Source organism: Kyrpidia spormannii, assembly GCF_002804065.1.
In the GTDB taxonomy this organism is placed as follows: domain Bacteria; phylum Bacillota; class Bacilli; order Kyrpidiales; family Kyrpidiaceae; genus Kyrpidia; species Kyrpidia spormannii.
This window is the reverse complement of the sequence record NZ_CP024955.1, coordinates 2,204,630-2,220,748: the sequence shown is the minus strand read 5'-3', so window position 1 is coordinate 2,220,748 and position 16,119 is coordinate 2,204,630. Positions and strand designations below refer to the sequence as shown.

The 16,119-nt window shown below is 57.4% G+C and carries 11 protein-coding genes; 4 read left to right on the top strand and 7 right to left on the bottom strand.

Annotated elements, in window-relative coordinates:
• Positions 1 to 122: 122 nt before the first annotated feature.
• Entirely contained in the window at positions 123 to 1,184 is a 1,062-nt protein-coding gene (locus CVV65_RS11135; protein WP_100668190.1) for a YeiH family protein, read from the bottom strand.
• Positions 1,185 to 1,384: 200 nt separating this feature from the next.
• A complete protein-coding gene (locus CVV65_RS11130) occupies positions 1,385 to 2,653 on the bottom strand; it encodes a glycosyltransferase family 39 protein (protein WP_100668189.1) in 1,269 nt (422 codons plus the stop codon).
• A 232-nt stretch (positions 2,654 to 2,885) separates the two neighbouring features.
• Here CVV65_RS11130 and CVV65_RS11125 point away from each other — a divergent pair, with 232 nt between their 5' ends.
• Entirely contained in the window at positions 2,886 to 3,893 is a 1,008-nt protein-coding gene (locus tag CVV65_RS11125) for a LysR family transcriptional regulator (protein WP_100669440.1), read from the top strand.
• Positions 3,894 to 3,915: 22 nt separating this feature from the next.
• Here the strand turns inward: CVV65_RS11125 and aceA are convergent, their stop codons facing one another.
• The 3 genes from aceA to aceB (CVV65_RS11110) form a co-directional block, all read right to left on the bottom strand.
• A complete protein-coding gene (gene aceA / locus CVV65_RS11120; RefSeq protein WP_100668188.1) occupies positions 3,916 to 5,193 on the bottom strand; it encodes an isocitrate lyase in 1,278 nt (425 codons plus the stop codon).
• A 45-nt stretch (positions 5,194 to 5,238) separates the two neighbouring features.
• Complete coding sequence (aceB, locus tag CVV65_RS11115; RefSeq protein WP_100668187.1) at positions 5,239 to 6,843, bottom strand: malate synthase A; 1,605 nt, start codon at positions 6,841 to 6,843, stop codon at positions 5,239 to 5,241.
• Between the two features lie 293 nt (positions 6,844 to 7,136).
• The gene (gene aceB, locus CVV65_RS11110; protein WP_100668186.1) at positions 7,137 to 8,732 is read right to left on the bottom strand and encodes a malate synthase A; all 1,596 of its coding nucleotides are present in this window, start codon (positions 8,730 to 8,732) and stop codon (positions 7,137 to 7,139) included.
• A gap of 265 nt (positions 8,733 to 8,997) precedes the next feature.
• Here aceB (CVV65_RS11110) and serC point away from each other — a divergent pair, with 265 nt between their 5' ends.
• Complete coding sequence (gene serC / locus CVV65_RS11105) at positions 8,998 to 10,092, top strand: 3-phosphoserine/phosphohydroxythreonine transaminase (protein WP_100669438.1); 1,095 nt, start codon at positions 8,998 to 9,000, stop codon at positions 10,090 to 10,092.
• Positions 10,093 to 10,197: 105 nt separating this feature from the next.
• On the opposite strand, the gene CVV65_RS11100 is transcribed toward serC, so the two are convergent.
• Positions 10,198 to 12,177, bottom strand: a complete 1,980-nt coding sequence (locus CVV65_RS11100) for an acetoacetate--CoA ligase (protein WP_100669436.1) — start codon at positions 12,175 to 12,177, stop codon at positions 10,198 to 10,200.
• 220 nt (positions 12,178 to 12,397) lie between these two features.
• Between CVV65_RS11100 and CVV65_RS11095 the strand changes: the two genes are divergently transcribed.
• Together CVV65_RS11095 and CVV65_RS17290 are read left to right on the top strand one after the other, a co-directional pair.
• The gene (locus CVV65_RS11095) at positions 12,398 to 12,679 is read left to right on the top strand and encodes a hypothetical protein (RefSeq protein WP_100668185.1); all 282 of its coding nucleotides are present in this window, start codon (positions 12,398 to 12,400) and stop codon (positions 12,677 to 12,679) included.
• Between the two features lie 136 nt (positions 12,680 to 12,815).
• Complete coding sequence (locus CVV65_RS17290) at positions 12,816 to 12,950, top strand: hypothetical protein (protein ID WP_269148819.1); 135 nt, start codon at positions 12,816 to 12,818, stop codon at positions 12,948 to 12,950.
• A gap of 100 nt (positions 12,951 to 13,050) precedes the next feature.
• Here the strand turns inward: CVV65_RS17290 and CVV65_RS11090 are convergent, their stop codons facing one another.
• Positions 13,051 to 16,119 (bottom strand): DNA polymerase III subunit alpha, encoded by a 3,069-nt coding sequence (locus tag CVV65_RS11090; protein ID WP_100668184.1) that lies wholly within the window; start codon positions 16,117 to 16,119, stop codon positions 13,051 to 13,053.

The following is a 16,119-nucleotide window of genomic DNA, read 5'->3' as shown; positions in this document are numbered from 1 at the left end:
TTGCCGCGAAGAATGGGGGTATCCCCTGTGTCCTCCGATCATCCTGGAATCTTGGCTGTCGCGTTTTCGAGAATGGGAAACTCGCTTTCCCTATTGATGCGGCGCGGTCCTCACCGTTTCGATTATAACACGGTCAACCAGTAGGCGACCAAGGACAGCACCACCGAGGCCATGAGCATCGCCCCCAGGGGCCGGGCCGCCCGACCGAGCAACTGCCGCAACTCCACATTCAGCCCCAGTCCCACCATGGCCGCGGTGAGGAGCCAGGACGCCACAGCCGACACGGCGTTCAAAAACGCAGGCGTCAAGGGCGCGTAGGTGGTGATCACGCTCGTGGCGACAAAACCGAGGAGAAACCATGGAAAAGTAAACGCCGCCCGGTCTGTCGATCTGCCCCGGCGGCTCAGCCACCCGAGCAGTACCAGGGACAAGGGCACCAGGAGCGCCACCCGCCCGAGTTTGGCCAGGATCGCCTCCGCCAGGGCGCCCTGCCCGGCGGGAGCCGCAGCCGCGGCCACATGGGCGATCTCGTGTAAACTGGAACCGGCCCAGAGGCCAAACTGGAGATCGCTGATGGGCAGCCAAGGCCGAATCACCGTATACGCGATGGTAAAGACCGTTCCAATCAAGGCCACAAGCCCCACTCCGGCTGCCGTATCTTCGTCCCGGGATTTCAACAGTGGCGCGACAGCGGCGATGGCCGCCGCCCCGCAAACCCCCGTGCCCACCCCGAGGAGAAAAGACAGACGGCCATCCGCCCGAAACCAGCGGGCAAAAAGAGCGGTCAGGGCAATGGCGAGAACCACGCTTGCCAAATCTTGTAGGATCATGTGCCATCCCTGATGGGCGATCATGGCGATGTTCACCCGAAACCCGTACAGAATAATGGCCAATCGCAGCAGAACTTTAGAAGAGAATTGGATCCCGCTGACCAAGAACACGGGGTATCCTGCCACCTGTCGGTAAATGACAGCCAGGAGGATCGCCAGGACCATCGGTCCGAGACGGCTTAATCCGGGTAGTTCCGCGAGGGCCGTGCCCGCCGCCGCCACGGCAAAGGTAAAAAGCACGCCTGCTACCAATCGACCCGTTGGCTGCAAAGACCTCGGTATGCGCCGGTAAAATGGTCTGTGGGAATCCGCTCCGGTCGCGTGGTCCGCGGCGATCGATTTTGCTTCGTTCACTTTCGTCCCCCCTGTTCTTGTGGATGATTCGATCGCTCTCCAGAATACGCGAGGAGATTCAATAAGTAAAATAAATTGTTTTTATCCGATTGATGTATTTATATTATTATAAAATGAAAATAGTAGGAGCCTCCCTCGACATCACCCGAAGCTTCCGTCCCGCCAATGTCACCACGCCCCCGCTCAACTCTCGCAGCAACCTATTGGGAGGGATGACCCCATATTCGCACGCACCTCCGGACGGCAACAGTCCCGGCTCCGATTCCCAGAAACACTAACGGCATCGCGGCGACATTGTAGCGTCCAAACACAAAATAGACGCTGTACACAACTGTAAAATACCCGAGCACCATGGCGATGAAAAGCATTTCCCCACGATTGTGCCGGTTGAGCGCCAGATAGAGAAGTCCGCCTGCCACCCCGCCGACCACCGCCAAATGGTGGAGGACCACCACCGTCTCCGGGCTAATTCTGAAAATCTCGATCCAGTAAAACGTTCCGCCCCACAAGATGATCGGTTTGCGAAGCAGATAGCTGTACAGGAGAGACCCGGGGCTGCTTTGCCACCACTCCCGCAGTCGCTCCATGGCCACTTCTTTTTGGACTTGCATCCACGTGAAAGAGTCGGCGTTCGGGTATTCGGTCTGGAGACGCTGAAGGAGGGCGGACAAAGGCTCGTGGTTCGGGTACCCCACACCCTGGTACGTCCCCATTAACAGGGGATTCCCATCGCCGGCGGTCAGGGGGATAAACTGATGATAATGGACATAATTGCGCACCCACCACGGCCCGAGAACGACAAGTATCGCGACAAGGGCTATGGTCGCCTGGCGAATCATTAGAGGAAAAGGGTACCTTTTGAACAGCAGATACACGAACAACACCAGCGGATACAGGGCGACCGTGGCTTTGAAGAAAAGCGCAACAAGGTAAAAGAACAACAAGGCATAAAAATACACCGGTTTGCGTTTTGACGCCAGTTTCACCGAAAAGTACACCAAATAGATTAGACTCGTCATAAATGGGGTTTCCGTTAACAACAAATTATCGGTTAAAATCTGCTCAACCGAGACGGCTAACAAGAGCGCCGCTATCAAACCCGCCGCCTCGCCGAAACAATACCGCCCCAGCAAATAAATCCCATAGATCCCGGCCAGGCCGATGAGGATCGTGGCGATTTTAGCAGCATACACACCGACGGTTCCCGTTCCGAACAACCAGAAGATCGCGGCTAACAAAAATGGCTGTCCCGGCATGATTTTCACCGTCGGGTCGAGTTCGAATCGCGCGGGCTCGGAGGGGCCCCGGTAGGTCAAGGTGCCTGTTTGCAGGAGTCGGATCGCACTGTGAACATACCCTTGATCGTCGCTGTGGAGCGTGAGGCTCAAACCGTACGTCATTAAGGCGGCGATTCGCAGGACGAATGCTAGCAGGATGACCCATCCGATCCATCGCGGCCATCGAATCATCGACTGATCCCTCCCGCCGATCGAAATCGGATTATCGTTCTCATACACTGATTTGAATTGTAGTCGAGTTTGCCGCGGAATTGTACCTAAAGGATACCGCTTTTCCTCCAGAATTTCGGTAAATCGTCAGGAACTCCTTGCCACTCCTACCCCCCGGTGTATGGATAAGCCGAATCAATCCCGTTAAGGTGAAGGTATTGGAGGAACTTATCACGGGTTGGAGGCGTCTCCCATGGATCATTCTCTGCTGATCTTCGCGACCGTGGCCAAGACTCGCAATTTTTCCCGGGCCGCCGAAGCCCTTCACATGACTCAACCAGCTGTCAGCCTGCAGATCCAAGCTCTTGAACAGAAGTTTGGCGTCAAGCTTTTGGAACGCACCAACCGGACCGTGCGATTGACCCGGGCTGGGGAAATTCTTCTGGACCGGGCCGAAGAGATCCTCGAGTCCTATCGAGAACTCGGCCTGATTATGGACGACCTGGTGCAAGGGGAAGGGGGCCATCTCGCCATCGGGGCGAGCTATACCTTTGGAGAGTATGTCCTTCCCCGGATTCTGGCACAATTCTGTAAGCGCTACCCCAAGGTATCCGTGGCGATCACTATCGAGAATACCACTCAAGTGGCCGAGGCCATCCTGCGGCGAGAACAGGATGTGGGGATTGTGGAAGGGGGGCTGCATCATTCAGATCTGGAGGTGTTGCCCCTTTTTGAAGACGAGCTTCGCGTCGTCGTTCCCGCCAGCCACCGGCTGGCTGGCCGCGCTGAAGCGACGCCGGAGGAGTTGGCTGGGGAAAGGTGGATTCTGCGCGAGCATGGCTCCGGAACCCGGGAGGCGGCCGATAAAATGTTCTCGGCAACGGGACTTGTTCCTGCGGCCCTCGTGGAACTCGGGAGCACGCAAATCATCAAAGAATCGGTGGAGGCCGGCCTCGGGGTTTCCTTGCTTTCCACGTGGACCGTCGTCAAAGAAATCCGCTTGGGGACCTTGAAAACCCTGCGACTTCACGAGTTTCCGATTCTTCGCACGTTCTCTGCCGTGCTCCATCGCACCCGTTATCACATCCGGGCCGTGGATCATTTTATTGCCGTTTTGCGGGAGGAATCGGAGACCATTCGTCGATTTGGCACCAGCCGATGGGAGAATGAGATTCAGGAGGGCGGATGCACGCCCATCATGAAACGCGCCGGCATCGAAAAGGAGGCCCGCCCTGGGCCGAATGATGGCCAGGGCGGGTGAAAGTTTTGTGGCCAGGGAGATTTTAGACGAACTGCTCCTCTTCGGTGGAACCGGTGAGCGCCGTGGTGGAGGAAGTCCCCCCGGAGATGACCATGCTCACCTCGTCAAAATACCCGGCTCCGACCTCCCGCTGGTGTTTGGTCGCCGTGTACCCGTGCACTTCGGCGGCGAATTCCCGCTGTTGCAGCTCGGCGTAGGCGGCCATGCCGCGCTCTTTGTACTGCCGCGCCAGATCGAACATGCTGAAATTGAGGGCGTGGAAACCAGCCAGGGTGACGAATTGGAACTTGTATCCCATCTGTCCCAACTTTTTCTGGAAGTCGGCGATGGCGGCGTCGTCCAGTTTCCGCTTCCAGTTAAAGGACGGCGAACAATTGTAAGCCAACAGCTTGCCCGGGAATTTTGCATGAATCGCCTCGGCGAACAGGCGCGCCTCTTCGAGGTTCGGCTCCGAGGTTTCGCACCAGATCATGTCCGCGTACGGAGCATAGGCGAGTCCCCGGGCGATGGCCGCCTCCAGCCCGTTGCGCACCCGGTAGAATCCTTCGGAGGTGCGTTCGCCGGTGATAAATCCTTGATCCCGCGGGTCGATGTCGCTGGTGATCATCGTGGCCGCCAACGCGTCGGTCCGGGCCACCAAAATCGTCGGCACCCCCATCACGTCCGCCGCCAACCGGGCCGCGGTCAAATTCCGGATAGCCTGGGAAGCCGGGATCAGGACCTTGCCTCCCATATGGCCACACTTTTTCTCGGCGGCCAACTGATCTTCAAAGTGGACGCCCGCCGCTCCCGCCTCGATCATCGCTTTCATCAGCTCATAAACGTTCAGCGGCCCCCCGAATCCAGCCTCGGCGTCTGCCACGATGGGCGCAAACCAGTAGATATCATCTTTGCCCTCCATGTGGTGGATCTGATCCGCCCGTTGCAGAGCCTGGTTGATCCGTTTTACCACGTGGGGAACGCTGTTGGCGGGGTACAAGCTCTGATCCGGATACATCTGCCCGGCGAGATTGGCGTCCGCCGCCACCTGCCAGCCGCTCAGGTAGATCGCCTTGAGTCCGGCTTTGACCTGTTGCACCGCTTGATTCCCGGTCAAAGCCCCCAGGGCGGGGACGTAAGGCTCCGTATGGAGCAGATGCCACAGGCGCTCGGCTCCCATCCGGGCCAGGGTGTGCTCGATTCGAATCGAGCCTCTAAGCCGTAGCACATCTTCCGCCGAATAGGTCCGAACGATCCCTTTCCACCGGGGATCTGTTTCCCAACTGCGCTCTAACGCTTCCGCTTCTTGCTTGTCGATCATCGGCGAACATCCTTTCCCTTGTGAAAATATTCCTGATCCGGTTAGTCAATCGATCAAATCGTACCCGGGCAAGGTTAAAAATTCGGCGAAGGAATCGCTGGTGGTCAAGCGGCTGAACAGTTCGGCGGCTTCCGAGTACCGTCCACCGGCGAATCGGTCTTCTCCCAGCTCCGCCTTGATCTTGTTCAACTCCTCGTCCAAGACTTGCCGGAACAACTCCACCGTGACCTTTCTCCCGTCCTCCAGCACCCCGCGGGGGTGGCGGATCCACTGCCAGACCTGGGCCCGGGAGATCTCCGCCGTGGCCGCGTCTTCCATCAAGTTAAAAATCGGCACGGCTCCGGATCCCCGCAGCCAGGCTTCGATATATTGAATCCCCACACTGATGTTGGTGCGCAAGCCCTGCTCGGTGATCGGCCCCTCGGGTACCTGGATGAGGTCGGCCGCCGAAACGTGTACGTCTTCCCGCTTGCGATCCAGTTGGTTCGGCGTGGGCATCAACCGGTCAAAGACTTCCATTGCCACAGGCACCAGCCCGGGATGGGCCACCCAGGTCCCATCGTGGCCATCTGTCGCTTCCCGCTCCTTGTCCGCCCGCACCTTGGCGAAGGCCTCTTCATTGGCGGCCGGATCGTTTTTGACCGGGATTTGCGCGGCCATCCCCCCGATGGCCATCGCCCCGCGACGGTGACAGGTCTTAATCGTCAACTGCGTGTAAGCCCGCATGAAAGGCGCGGTCATGGTCACCAAGCCGCGGTCCGGCAGAATCACCTCGGGGCGGTTCCGAAAGCGTTTGATGAAGCTAAAGATGTAGTCCCACCGGCCGCAATTGAGTCCAGCGGCGTGATCCCGGAGTTCATACAGGATCTCGTCCATCTCGAAGGCCGCGAGGATCGTCTCGATCAACACCGTGGCTTTGATGGTGCCCCGGGGAATCCCCAGGCGATCTTGGGCCACATTGAACACATCGTTCCACAGGCGGGCCTCGAAGCGACTTTCCATTTTGGGAAGGTAAAAGTACGGCCCCGTCCCCCGCTCCAGCAACTCCCGGACATTGTGAAAAAAGTACAGGCCGAAATCAAACAGGGCGCCGGAGATCGGTTCGCCATCGACCAAAACGTGCTTCTCCGGCAGATGCCAGCCCCGGGGCCGCACGATCAGGACTGCCGTTCGATCCTTCAGCTCGTACCGCTTGCCTTCCGGGCTGACGTACCGGATCGTCCGGCGCACGGCATCCCGGAGATTGATCTGACCCCCGACGGTGTTTTCCCACGTGGGGGAGTTGGCGTCTTCAAAATCCGCCATAAAGGTTTTGGCGCCGGAGTTCAGGGCGTTGATGACCATCTTCCGGTCTCCAGCCGGGCCGGTGATCTCCACCCGGCGGTCCAGAAGGTCGGCCGGGATCGGTGCCACCGTCCAATCCGCCTGGCGAATGTCGGCAGTCTCAGCCGGAAAATCCGGCATCTGACCCCCGTCGATGGCCGCTTGGCGCTTCTGTCTTTCGGCCAGGAGTGCCTGGCGCCGACCGTTGAATTGACGGTGGAGATCGGCGACGAACTCCAGTGCCGCAGGAGTCAAGATTTCCCGAAAGGATTCGTCAACAGGTGCGGTGACCTGGACGCCAGCAGGGTACGCGACGGTTTCTGGCATGGTGTCCCTCCTTTTCGTATATTGATACACACATCAAAGGAAATAACTGTTATAGTACAGGAGGGGCACAGTCCTCCTCCTGTGGCCGGGCCTCACCCCCGATGGTTCTCCCCAGCCAAGGCCCTAACACGGGGCGCCCGGCGGCATCTGAAGTATAACACAGGAACAATTTACGCATCTATTATAACACAGGTGAGCGATCTGCCAAGAGGTGAGCGCAAAAAAACGGCGCACAAAAACATGCCCGCAGGTGAAATCCCCGCGGGCACGAAGTTCACTGGGTGAGTGGCCGATCAATCCAGGTACGCGTAACCGGGAAGGGTGAGGAATTCCTCAAAGTCGTCCCGAAGGGACATATCTGTGAACAGTGCCGCGGCCTGGTCGAACTTGCCGCGGGCGAATCGCTCCTCCCCCAGGTTCTCTTTGATTTTCTGCAATTCCTCGGTCAGAATCTGCCGGAACAACGCGGCGTCCACCTTGCGGCCATCCGACAGAATCCCCTTCGGATGGTGAATCCACTGCCATACCTGGGCCCGGGCGATTTCCGCCGTGGCCGCATCCTCCATGAGGTGGAAAATCGGAACGGCGCCGTTACCCCGAAGCCACGCTTCGATGTACTGGACTCCTACGCTTACGTTGTTGCGAAGCCCCTGTTCGGTGATCGGCCCTTCGGGGATCGCCAGCAGGTCGTCCGCCGTCACGTGAACATCTTCCCGTTTCCGGCTCAGTTGATTCGGGCCCGGCATCAGACGGTCAAACACTTCCATTGCAACGGGAACGAGACCGGGGTGAGCCACCCAAGTGCCGTCGTGGCCATCCTGGGCTTCCCGTTCCTTGTCCGCCCGGACTTTCGCAAAAGCCTCTTCATTCGCGGCCGGGTCATTTTTCACCGGGATCTGGGCCGCCATGCCGCCGATGGCAAAAGCTCCGCGCCGATGGCAGGTTTTGATCGTGTAGAGAGTATAGGCACGCATAAAGGGCACTGTCATCGTCACGAGATTGCGATCGGGAAAAATCACGTCGGGTTGATTCCGGAAGCGCTTGATGTAACTGAAAATGTAATCCCAACGCCCGCAATTCATGCCGACGATGTGATCCCGGAGCTCGTACAGCATCTCGTCCATTTCAAAGGTCGCCATGATCGTCTCCAAGAGCACTGTCGCTTTGATCGTCCCGACGGGAAAGTGCATCCTGTCTTCAGCAAAGGTGAATACATCGTTCCACAGCCGGGCTTCGTGCCGACTTTCCATCTTCGGCAGATAGTAATACGGCCCCGTGCCCCGGGCGATCAGGTTTTTCGCGTTGTGGAACAGGTAGAGGGCAAAGTCAAACAAGGCGCCGGAGACCGGGCGGCCGTCCACCCGGACGTGTTTCTCTTCCAAATGCCATCCCCGAGGCCGGACCATGAGAACGGCGACCTGGTCTTTAAGGGCATAGTGTTTCCCTTCGGGGCTGGTATACGTGATGGTGCGGTTGACGGCGTCTCGAAGGTTGACCTGTCCGCCCACGGTATTGGCCCAGGTGGGAGAGTTAGCGTCCTCAAAATCTGCCATGAACACCTTGGCGCCGGAGTTGAGGGCGTTGATGACCATCTTCCGGTCCCCGGCCGGGCCGGTGATCTCCACCCGCCGGTCCTGAAGATCGGCGGGAATCGACCCCACCGTCCAATCCCCGGCCCGGATCTCCGCCGTCTCTGCAGGAAAATCCGGGCGCCACCCGGCGTCGAGGCGCTTCTGGCGCTCTGCCCGGTCGGCGAGCAATGCCCGGCGCCTTTCGTCAAATCGGCGGTGCAGATCTGCCACGAACGCCAAGGCTTCTGGGGTTAAAATCTCCCCGTATTCCGGTGTCACTTCACCGATCACTTCGACCCCTTGCGGCCACTCAGCCATCCTTTCTCCTCCCTTCGAATCCCCTTTTGTGGATCCCGGGGACTCCCCAATCAGTTAAATAATGTGTCAGAACTGTTCCGTGATACAGTTTTTACTACGCGGTGTTCTGTAATACGGAACACTGTTCTATTTATATTCATCATACCATGAAGGCGAGGGGAGCGTAAACATTTTGACACGGGAAATCGGCCGAAAAAGCGTTCTGGAAGTGCGGGGAAGTGGTATAGTGAAAGACAAGCGGGCCAGTGGAAAGGAGCAGACGATCATGTCTCAGGGGAAACGCGCGTTAAACTTTAATGCCGGGCCGGCCGCCCTTCCGTTGGAGGTTTTGGAGCAGGCCCGGGAGGAGTTCGTCGACTTCGGGGGCACGGGGATGTCCGTCATGGAGATGAGCCACCGCAGCAAAACCTACGAGGCGATCCACAACGAAACGGCCGCCCTCGTTCGGGAGCTGCTTGGGGTGCCGGAGGGGTACGACGTGTTGTTCCTCCAGGGCGGAGCCAGTTTGCAGTTTGCCATGGTTCCGATGAACTTTCTCCCGAAGGGCAAAGCGGCGGGCTACGTCTTGACCGGCAGCTGGTCCGAAAAGGCATTGAAAGAGGCTCAGCGACTCGGAGAGACTTTTGTGGCGGCCAGCACCAAAGACGGTCATTATCGGCGCATCCCGGGGGCGGAGGAGATTTCCTTCGGCAGGGACAGCGCCTATCTGCATGTGACGTCTAACAACACGATCTACGGGACCGAGTGGGCCAGTTTTCCGGACACCGATCCGGTGCCTCTCGTGGCCGATATGTCCAGCGATATCCTATCCAGAAAGATCGATGTTCGCCAGTTTGCGCTGATTTACGCCGGAGCCCAGAAAAACCTGGGCCCCTCCGGGGTGACCCTGGTGATTGTGCGGAAAGACATGGTGGAGAGAGCGCCGGAAGATCTGCCGACGATGCTCCAGTACCGGACCCACGCAAAAAACAATTCGCTGTACAATACTCCGCCGACCTTCGGGATTTACATGATGGGCCTGGTGTTGAAGTGGGTCAAAGGACAAGGCGGGGTGGAGGCAGTGGAGCGCCGAAACCGCGAAAAGGCGGGGCTGATTTACAAAGTGATCGATGACAATCCCGATTTCTACCTGGGCCATGCCGAACCGACGAGCCGGTCGCTGATGAATGTCACCTTCCGATTGCCCACGCCGGAACTCGAGAAGGAATTCCTGGACGGTGCAAAGGCGGAGGGTTTTGTCGGGCTAAATGGTCACCGGTCGGTGGGTGGATGCCGAGCTTCTTTGTACAATGCGGTACCCGTAGAGCACTGCGCCGCATTGCGGGATTATATGGTGGAGTTTCGGAAAAAGCACGCCTGACCTTCGTTGTGCCGGTGGAGGATGACCAGGGTTTCCGTCTCCCGGAATGCGGGCGGGGACATTTCAGCGCCCCGCCCGAATGCTGGGTATACAGGTTAAGGGCGCTCAAGAGTTCTGTTTGGCCTTGAGTTGCTCGGCCAGTTGAACGAAAAAGTTTACCGCATCGGGATTGGCGGTAGAATCCAGGTTGACCGCCTTGTGAACCGGCGTGCCCAGCAGGATTTTCTTGATCGGGACCTCCAGTTTCTTTCCGTTTAAAGTCCTGGGCACTTCCCGAATTTGATAAATCTCATCCGGAACGTGGCGGGGCGAGAGATTCTTTCGGATTTGGTCTCGAATCTTCTTCTTAAGCCCGTCGTCCAACTCGATCCCCTCTTGAAGGACGACAAACAACGGCATAAAGGAAGATCCTTCCATTCCTTCGAGATCGATGACCAAACTGTCCATGACCTCAGGTAAGCTTTCGACTGTCCGATAGATTTCACTCGTGCCCATCCGAACGCCCAGGCGGTTGATGGTGGAGTCGGATCGGCCGTAGATGATCGCCGTGCCCCGGGGAGTGATCTTAATCCAGTCTCCGTGGCGCCATACACCGGGGTACATATCGAAATAGCTGTCCCGGTACCGGGCGTTGTCCGGATCATTCCAGAAATAGAGGGGCATAGAAGGCATCGGTTCCGTGATGACCAATTCGCCGACCTCATCGATCACCGGCCGGCCGTCGGGGTCGAAGGCTTCGACCTTTACGCCCAGGCTGCGGCATTGAATCTCCCCGGAGTAGACCGGAAGAATCGGACAACCTGTGACAAAGGAAGAACAGACGTCCGTACCTCCACTGGTCGAGGCGAGCCACAGATCTTTTTTGACATGCTGATAGACCCACTCAAAACCTTCGGGCGGAAGCGGCGAACCCGTGGAACCCATGCTTACGAGGCGTGACAAATCGTAGTCCCGGCCTGGCTCGATTCCCGCTTTCATGCAGGAAGTCAGGTATCCAGCGCTGGTTCCAAAAACGGTCATTCCAGTCTTCTCGGCGAACTCCCATAGGACGTTGAGGTCTGGATATCCGGGACTGCCGTCGTACAGCAGGATGGTGGATCCCGCCAGGAGGCCGCTCACCACGACATTCCACATCATCCAGCCGGTGGTGGTGAACCAGAAAAACCGATCGTCCGGAGTGAGGTTGAGGTGTAAACCGATCGATTTCAGATGTTCGAGCAGAATGCCGCCATGCCCTTGGACGATCGCTTTCGGCAGGCCGGTGGTGCCGGAGGAGTACAAGACCCATAGCGGATGATCAAAGGGGACTTGCTCAAACTGGAGCGTGCTGTTTTGTCCCAGAATGTCTTGCCAGAGAAGGGCGTTGGCAAGTCCCTCGACGCCGCTTTCCGGGTTTAGATAGGGAACCAGGACGGTGTGCGACAAAGTGGGCAGTGCCTGCTGCAACTCCTGGATCACGGGTCGGCGGTCGAAAGCCTTGCCGCTGTAGCGGTATCCATCGATGGCAAACAGCACCTTCGGTTCAATCTGCCGGAATCGATCGATCACGCTGACACTTCCGAAATCTGGCGAACAACTCGACCAAACCGCCCCGATACTGGCCGAGGCGAGCATGGCAATCACGGCCTCGGGCATATTGGGTAGATAGGCGACCACCCGATCCCCGTGTTGTACGCCCATATTCCGCAAGGCGGCAGCCACCGAAGCCACGTGTTCCTTCAACTGTTTCCAGGAGACCGACTCAAAAGGCCGGACTTCGGATTGAAAGAGGATGGCCGGTTGTTCGTTCGAGTCGTGGCGCAAAGCATGTTCAGCGTAGTTGAGTTCGGCGCCAGGGAACCACTGGGCGCCGGGCATGGAACGGGATGCCAAAACCCGGGTATAGGGCTTAGAGGCCTTGATATCAAAAAAGTCCCAAATCGAAGTCCAGAAAGCGTCCAAGTCGGACACTGACCACCTCCAAAGTTCCTCATAAGAACTAAAAGTCAAACCTCGTGTTTCTTTCAACCATTGCATATAACGATATAAATTCGTATTGTGTTTGAAGACTTCGGACCCTTCCCACAGCAGGGAACCCTCTGGCATGTTGGCCACGTTTCACACCTGCCTTTGTTATCAATCGAAGATGAGAGGCTCGGGCGGATGAATTTATTGTACCGTGTTCAAAGAGAGAAGGGAAGGCGGTTCCGATCGGGCACGCCCTGCCCTTCGATGTTTGGTCGAGATTGTGCGTGAAACAGTATTGTCTACTCTCGACCTGTTATAGTACAATTGCAAAAAGGCCACGGGAAAGGGGCAGGGGTACATGACCACAGGATTTCAGCTGGTGCACAAATGGATCGAGCGAAACCGGGGACTTGGAAAAACGGATGAAGAGATGATGAAGGTTCAATTCGTGTACGGGGATACCCTTTACCGGTTGAGAAAAACGGATAACGGGGAGATTGCGGTAGATGCTGAACCCGGTACGGTGATCATTTTTCGGGATGAACGGGAACTGGAGGACGAATTGACCTGTCGAATCTGTGGCGCCCGCTATACCAACAAGATCGACACGATCCGCTGCTGTATGAACGGGGACGAATGAAAGGTTCCGGGCCGAGGGCCAGGTGCGGTGAGGCTTGGTTGCAGGTGAGTGCCTGAATTGTTTCGGTGACGGCAGGTGTCCAAACACCGGAGCACCATTCTGCATTTCCTGACAGTGCGGAGGGGGGTGAGCCAAGATGTTCGGAGTGTTTGGATACTATACTCGGTGGGCTGTGGTGTTTCTGGTGATCTTTGTGCTGTTCTTCCTCCTCGTCCCGTGGGGCGGCTACGGTCCGGCGGCGGGTGCCGCAGCCAGCGCGGCGGCTTACTGAAGACAGATGGATAGAGTGAAACAAAAACCGGATCGGAAAGTCGTGGGCGGGGATTCTCCCCGCCTTTTTGTCTTCGTGCCGGAGGGTCAAGAAAAGAGGTTCAAATTAAAGCTCGCACCCGGTCGACCACGAGTTGCAGATGACCCCGGCGGCGTTCCACCGTCCCGTGAACCCCAAGGGCGATGGCGTCAGGGCGAAATAAGTCTCCTCCTGAACGCCGATATTCTTTCTCAAACATCACAGCGTCCACCATGCCGGTTTCATCCTCCAAGCTAAAGAATACCACTGTTTTTCCCGATGGGGTTGGCGGACGGTGGGGGCGGACCAAGATGCCCGCCGTCCACACCTCTTTCCCTTCAAAGGATTCCAAATCGACCACGGGCAAAAATCGCCGCATTCGCAGGGTCGGCCGGAATAGTTCCATGAGGTGGCCGGACAATCCCACCTGAATCAATCGGTATTCGTGAAAGAGACGTTCTTTCAATGTGAAATCTCCGCTGTCTCCGGGGGGCGGAAGGATTTGTGTCCAATGGATATCAACTCCCGGATGTTGCAAAAGATCTTCTAGGTACCAAAGGAGTTGACGGCGATTCGGATAAAGGCGGTCAAAGGCTCCGGTCAGAATCAGATTTTCAAGCAAAGTTCGGGATGGATGGATTCGAAGGCAAAACTCCTCCGGAGAGGCGAAGGGACCCTGGCGTTCCCGATCCTCGACGATTCGCGCCACTTCCTCCCTCGGAAGGCCTTTGATGAGGTTCAGTCCCAGTCTGATGTTTCCCTTCTCTAAACGGCACCCCGTTTCACTGTTATTGACATCGGGGGGGAGGATCTCCACCCCCCTTCGACGGGCTTCCGAACATAGGACGTGGATGGGGTAATATCCCATCGGGAACTGATTCAACAGCCCGGCATAATAGGCCGCCGGATAATGTCTAGCCAGATAGGCCGTACGGTAGGCGGTGGCCGCGAAGGCGGCGGCGTGAGCTTCGCAAAAACCGTATGAGGCGTATCCCTTGATGTAGTTGTAGATCTGCTCCGCCGTCTCTCGGGAGACCCCCCTGGCCATGGACTTTTCTAGAAAAATTTTCCCAATTTCCTCCATTTCCCGGAGGGAGCGGTGGTGGCTCATCACCCGGCGGAGGCGGTCTGCTTCACCAGGAGTAAATCCAGCCACCGCTGTGACGATTTCGATCACTTGTTCCTGAAAAAGGATGACCCCGTACGTCTTGTCCAGAATGGGTTTTAAGGCGGGATGAATATAATGGAATTCCGCATTCCCCCTTCGCCGTTCCAAAAAGGGTTCTACCATATTGCCTTTGATCGGACCCGGGCGGATAAGCGCTACACTGGCGACCAAATCTTCGAGGTGATCGGGTTTGAGACGAACCTGCAGGGCGCGCTGGGCGGGGCTCTCCAATTGAAATACGCCGATGGTCCGCCCTTCTCCAATGGCGGCGAACGTGTCCGGATCGTCCAGAGGGATATCTTCCGGATCGATCGGTTTTCCGTCGCGGTGGAGAAGCTGGACGGTATCCTCCACTGCGGATAGAGTTCGCAGAGAAAGAAGGTCCAGTTTCATCAAACCCACGTCTTCCACCGCTCGCTTGTCGAAGGGAGTGATGATGACCCCTTTGGCCGACCGTTGCAAAGAGGTGACGGTGGTCAAGGGGTCCCGGGAGATCACCAGTCCACCTAAATGGGTGCCGATATGTCTGGGGATATCGACGAGGGCGGACACCAGGTGGAATAGCTGCCAAACTTGTTTGTGTTCGATTCCCGCGTCTCGCAATTCTGGGAACCGTTCCAGCGCCGCTCCCAATTCCCCAGCCCGCACCATGTGCGGAATTCGCTTGGCTAGGCGATCGAGCAGGGGCGGGGGAAATCCCATCACCCGGCCCACTTCCCGAATGGCGGAACGGATTTGGAACGTCTGGTAGGTACACACGGCGGCCACGTGATCTTCGCCGTACCGGTTATACACATAAGCAGCCACTTCATCCCGGCGCCGGGCGTCGAAATCGACATCGATATCCGGTTTTTCCCCGCGCTCTAAACTGATAAATCGCTCGAACAATAATCCTCTCCCCGCGGCGTCCACATCGGTGATGCCGAGGCAATAGGCCACCGCCGAATCGGCGGCAGACCCTCTTCCGGCATAACGAATCCCTTTCTTGCGGGCGAACTGGACCACATCCCAAACCACCAAAAAATAATCGGCATACCCCAAGGTTTCGATAATGGCAAGCTCATGTTCTAACCGCCTGCGGATCTCCGGTGTGAGGGACCCGTAACGACGAATCGCACCTTCTTCGGTGAGGCGCCTCAGGATCGCCATGGGGGTATCTCCGGGACCGTGGGGAAAGGCCGGGTGGCGGGGGAAGGAAAGGTCCAGGGATACCTGGCATCGTTCTGCAATCTCCTTCGCCCGGTGAAGAGCGTCGGGACGTCGCTGAAATCGCAGGTTCATCTCCTCGGGCGATAACAGATACGCCTTGCCGTTCAACGGGCGCTCGGGGTGGGGAGACTCCAAGTCCGTTTGGTTTCGGATACAGGTGAGCACATCATAAATCGGAAATTGATCCGGGCTTGCGTAATGAATATCGTGAGTGGCGGTGACGCCGATGTCGAGAGTATCGGCCAGTTCACACAGCCGTTCTGTAAAATATTGGCTGCCGGGGGTGAAGGAGTCTTGGATTTCAAGAAAAAAGCGATCTTTTCCGAGCCCGTCTCGAAGCCATTCGGCCATCTCCCTCGCTTTCTGGTTTTGTTTCTGCAGGAGCAGAGAGGGGATTCGCCCCCTTCGGTCACCGGAAAGGACGATCAGCCCTTCCCGGTGTTCCACCAGATCTTGGTACAAGGTCCGCGGTTCTCCGCGGGGGTGGGAAAGGTGGGCTTTCGTCAAAAGGGTGCAAAGTTCGGCGTATCCTTTCGCGTTCTCAGCGAGGACCGTTAGAATGGTACCGTCCTCCATCGTGACCTCTGCCCCGGAAATCGGTCGAATGCCCACTCGTTCAGCTGCCCGGTGAAAAGGAACAAGTCCCGCTACAGTATCGCGATCGGTGAGGGCCATCGCCGAAATGCCCAGCTGGGAGGCGATATCTACCAATTCCTCCGGAGCAGAGGCGCCGTCGAGAAAAGAGAAGTAAGAATGGGCATGAAGATGGACCAT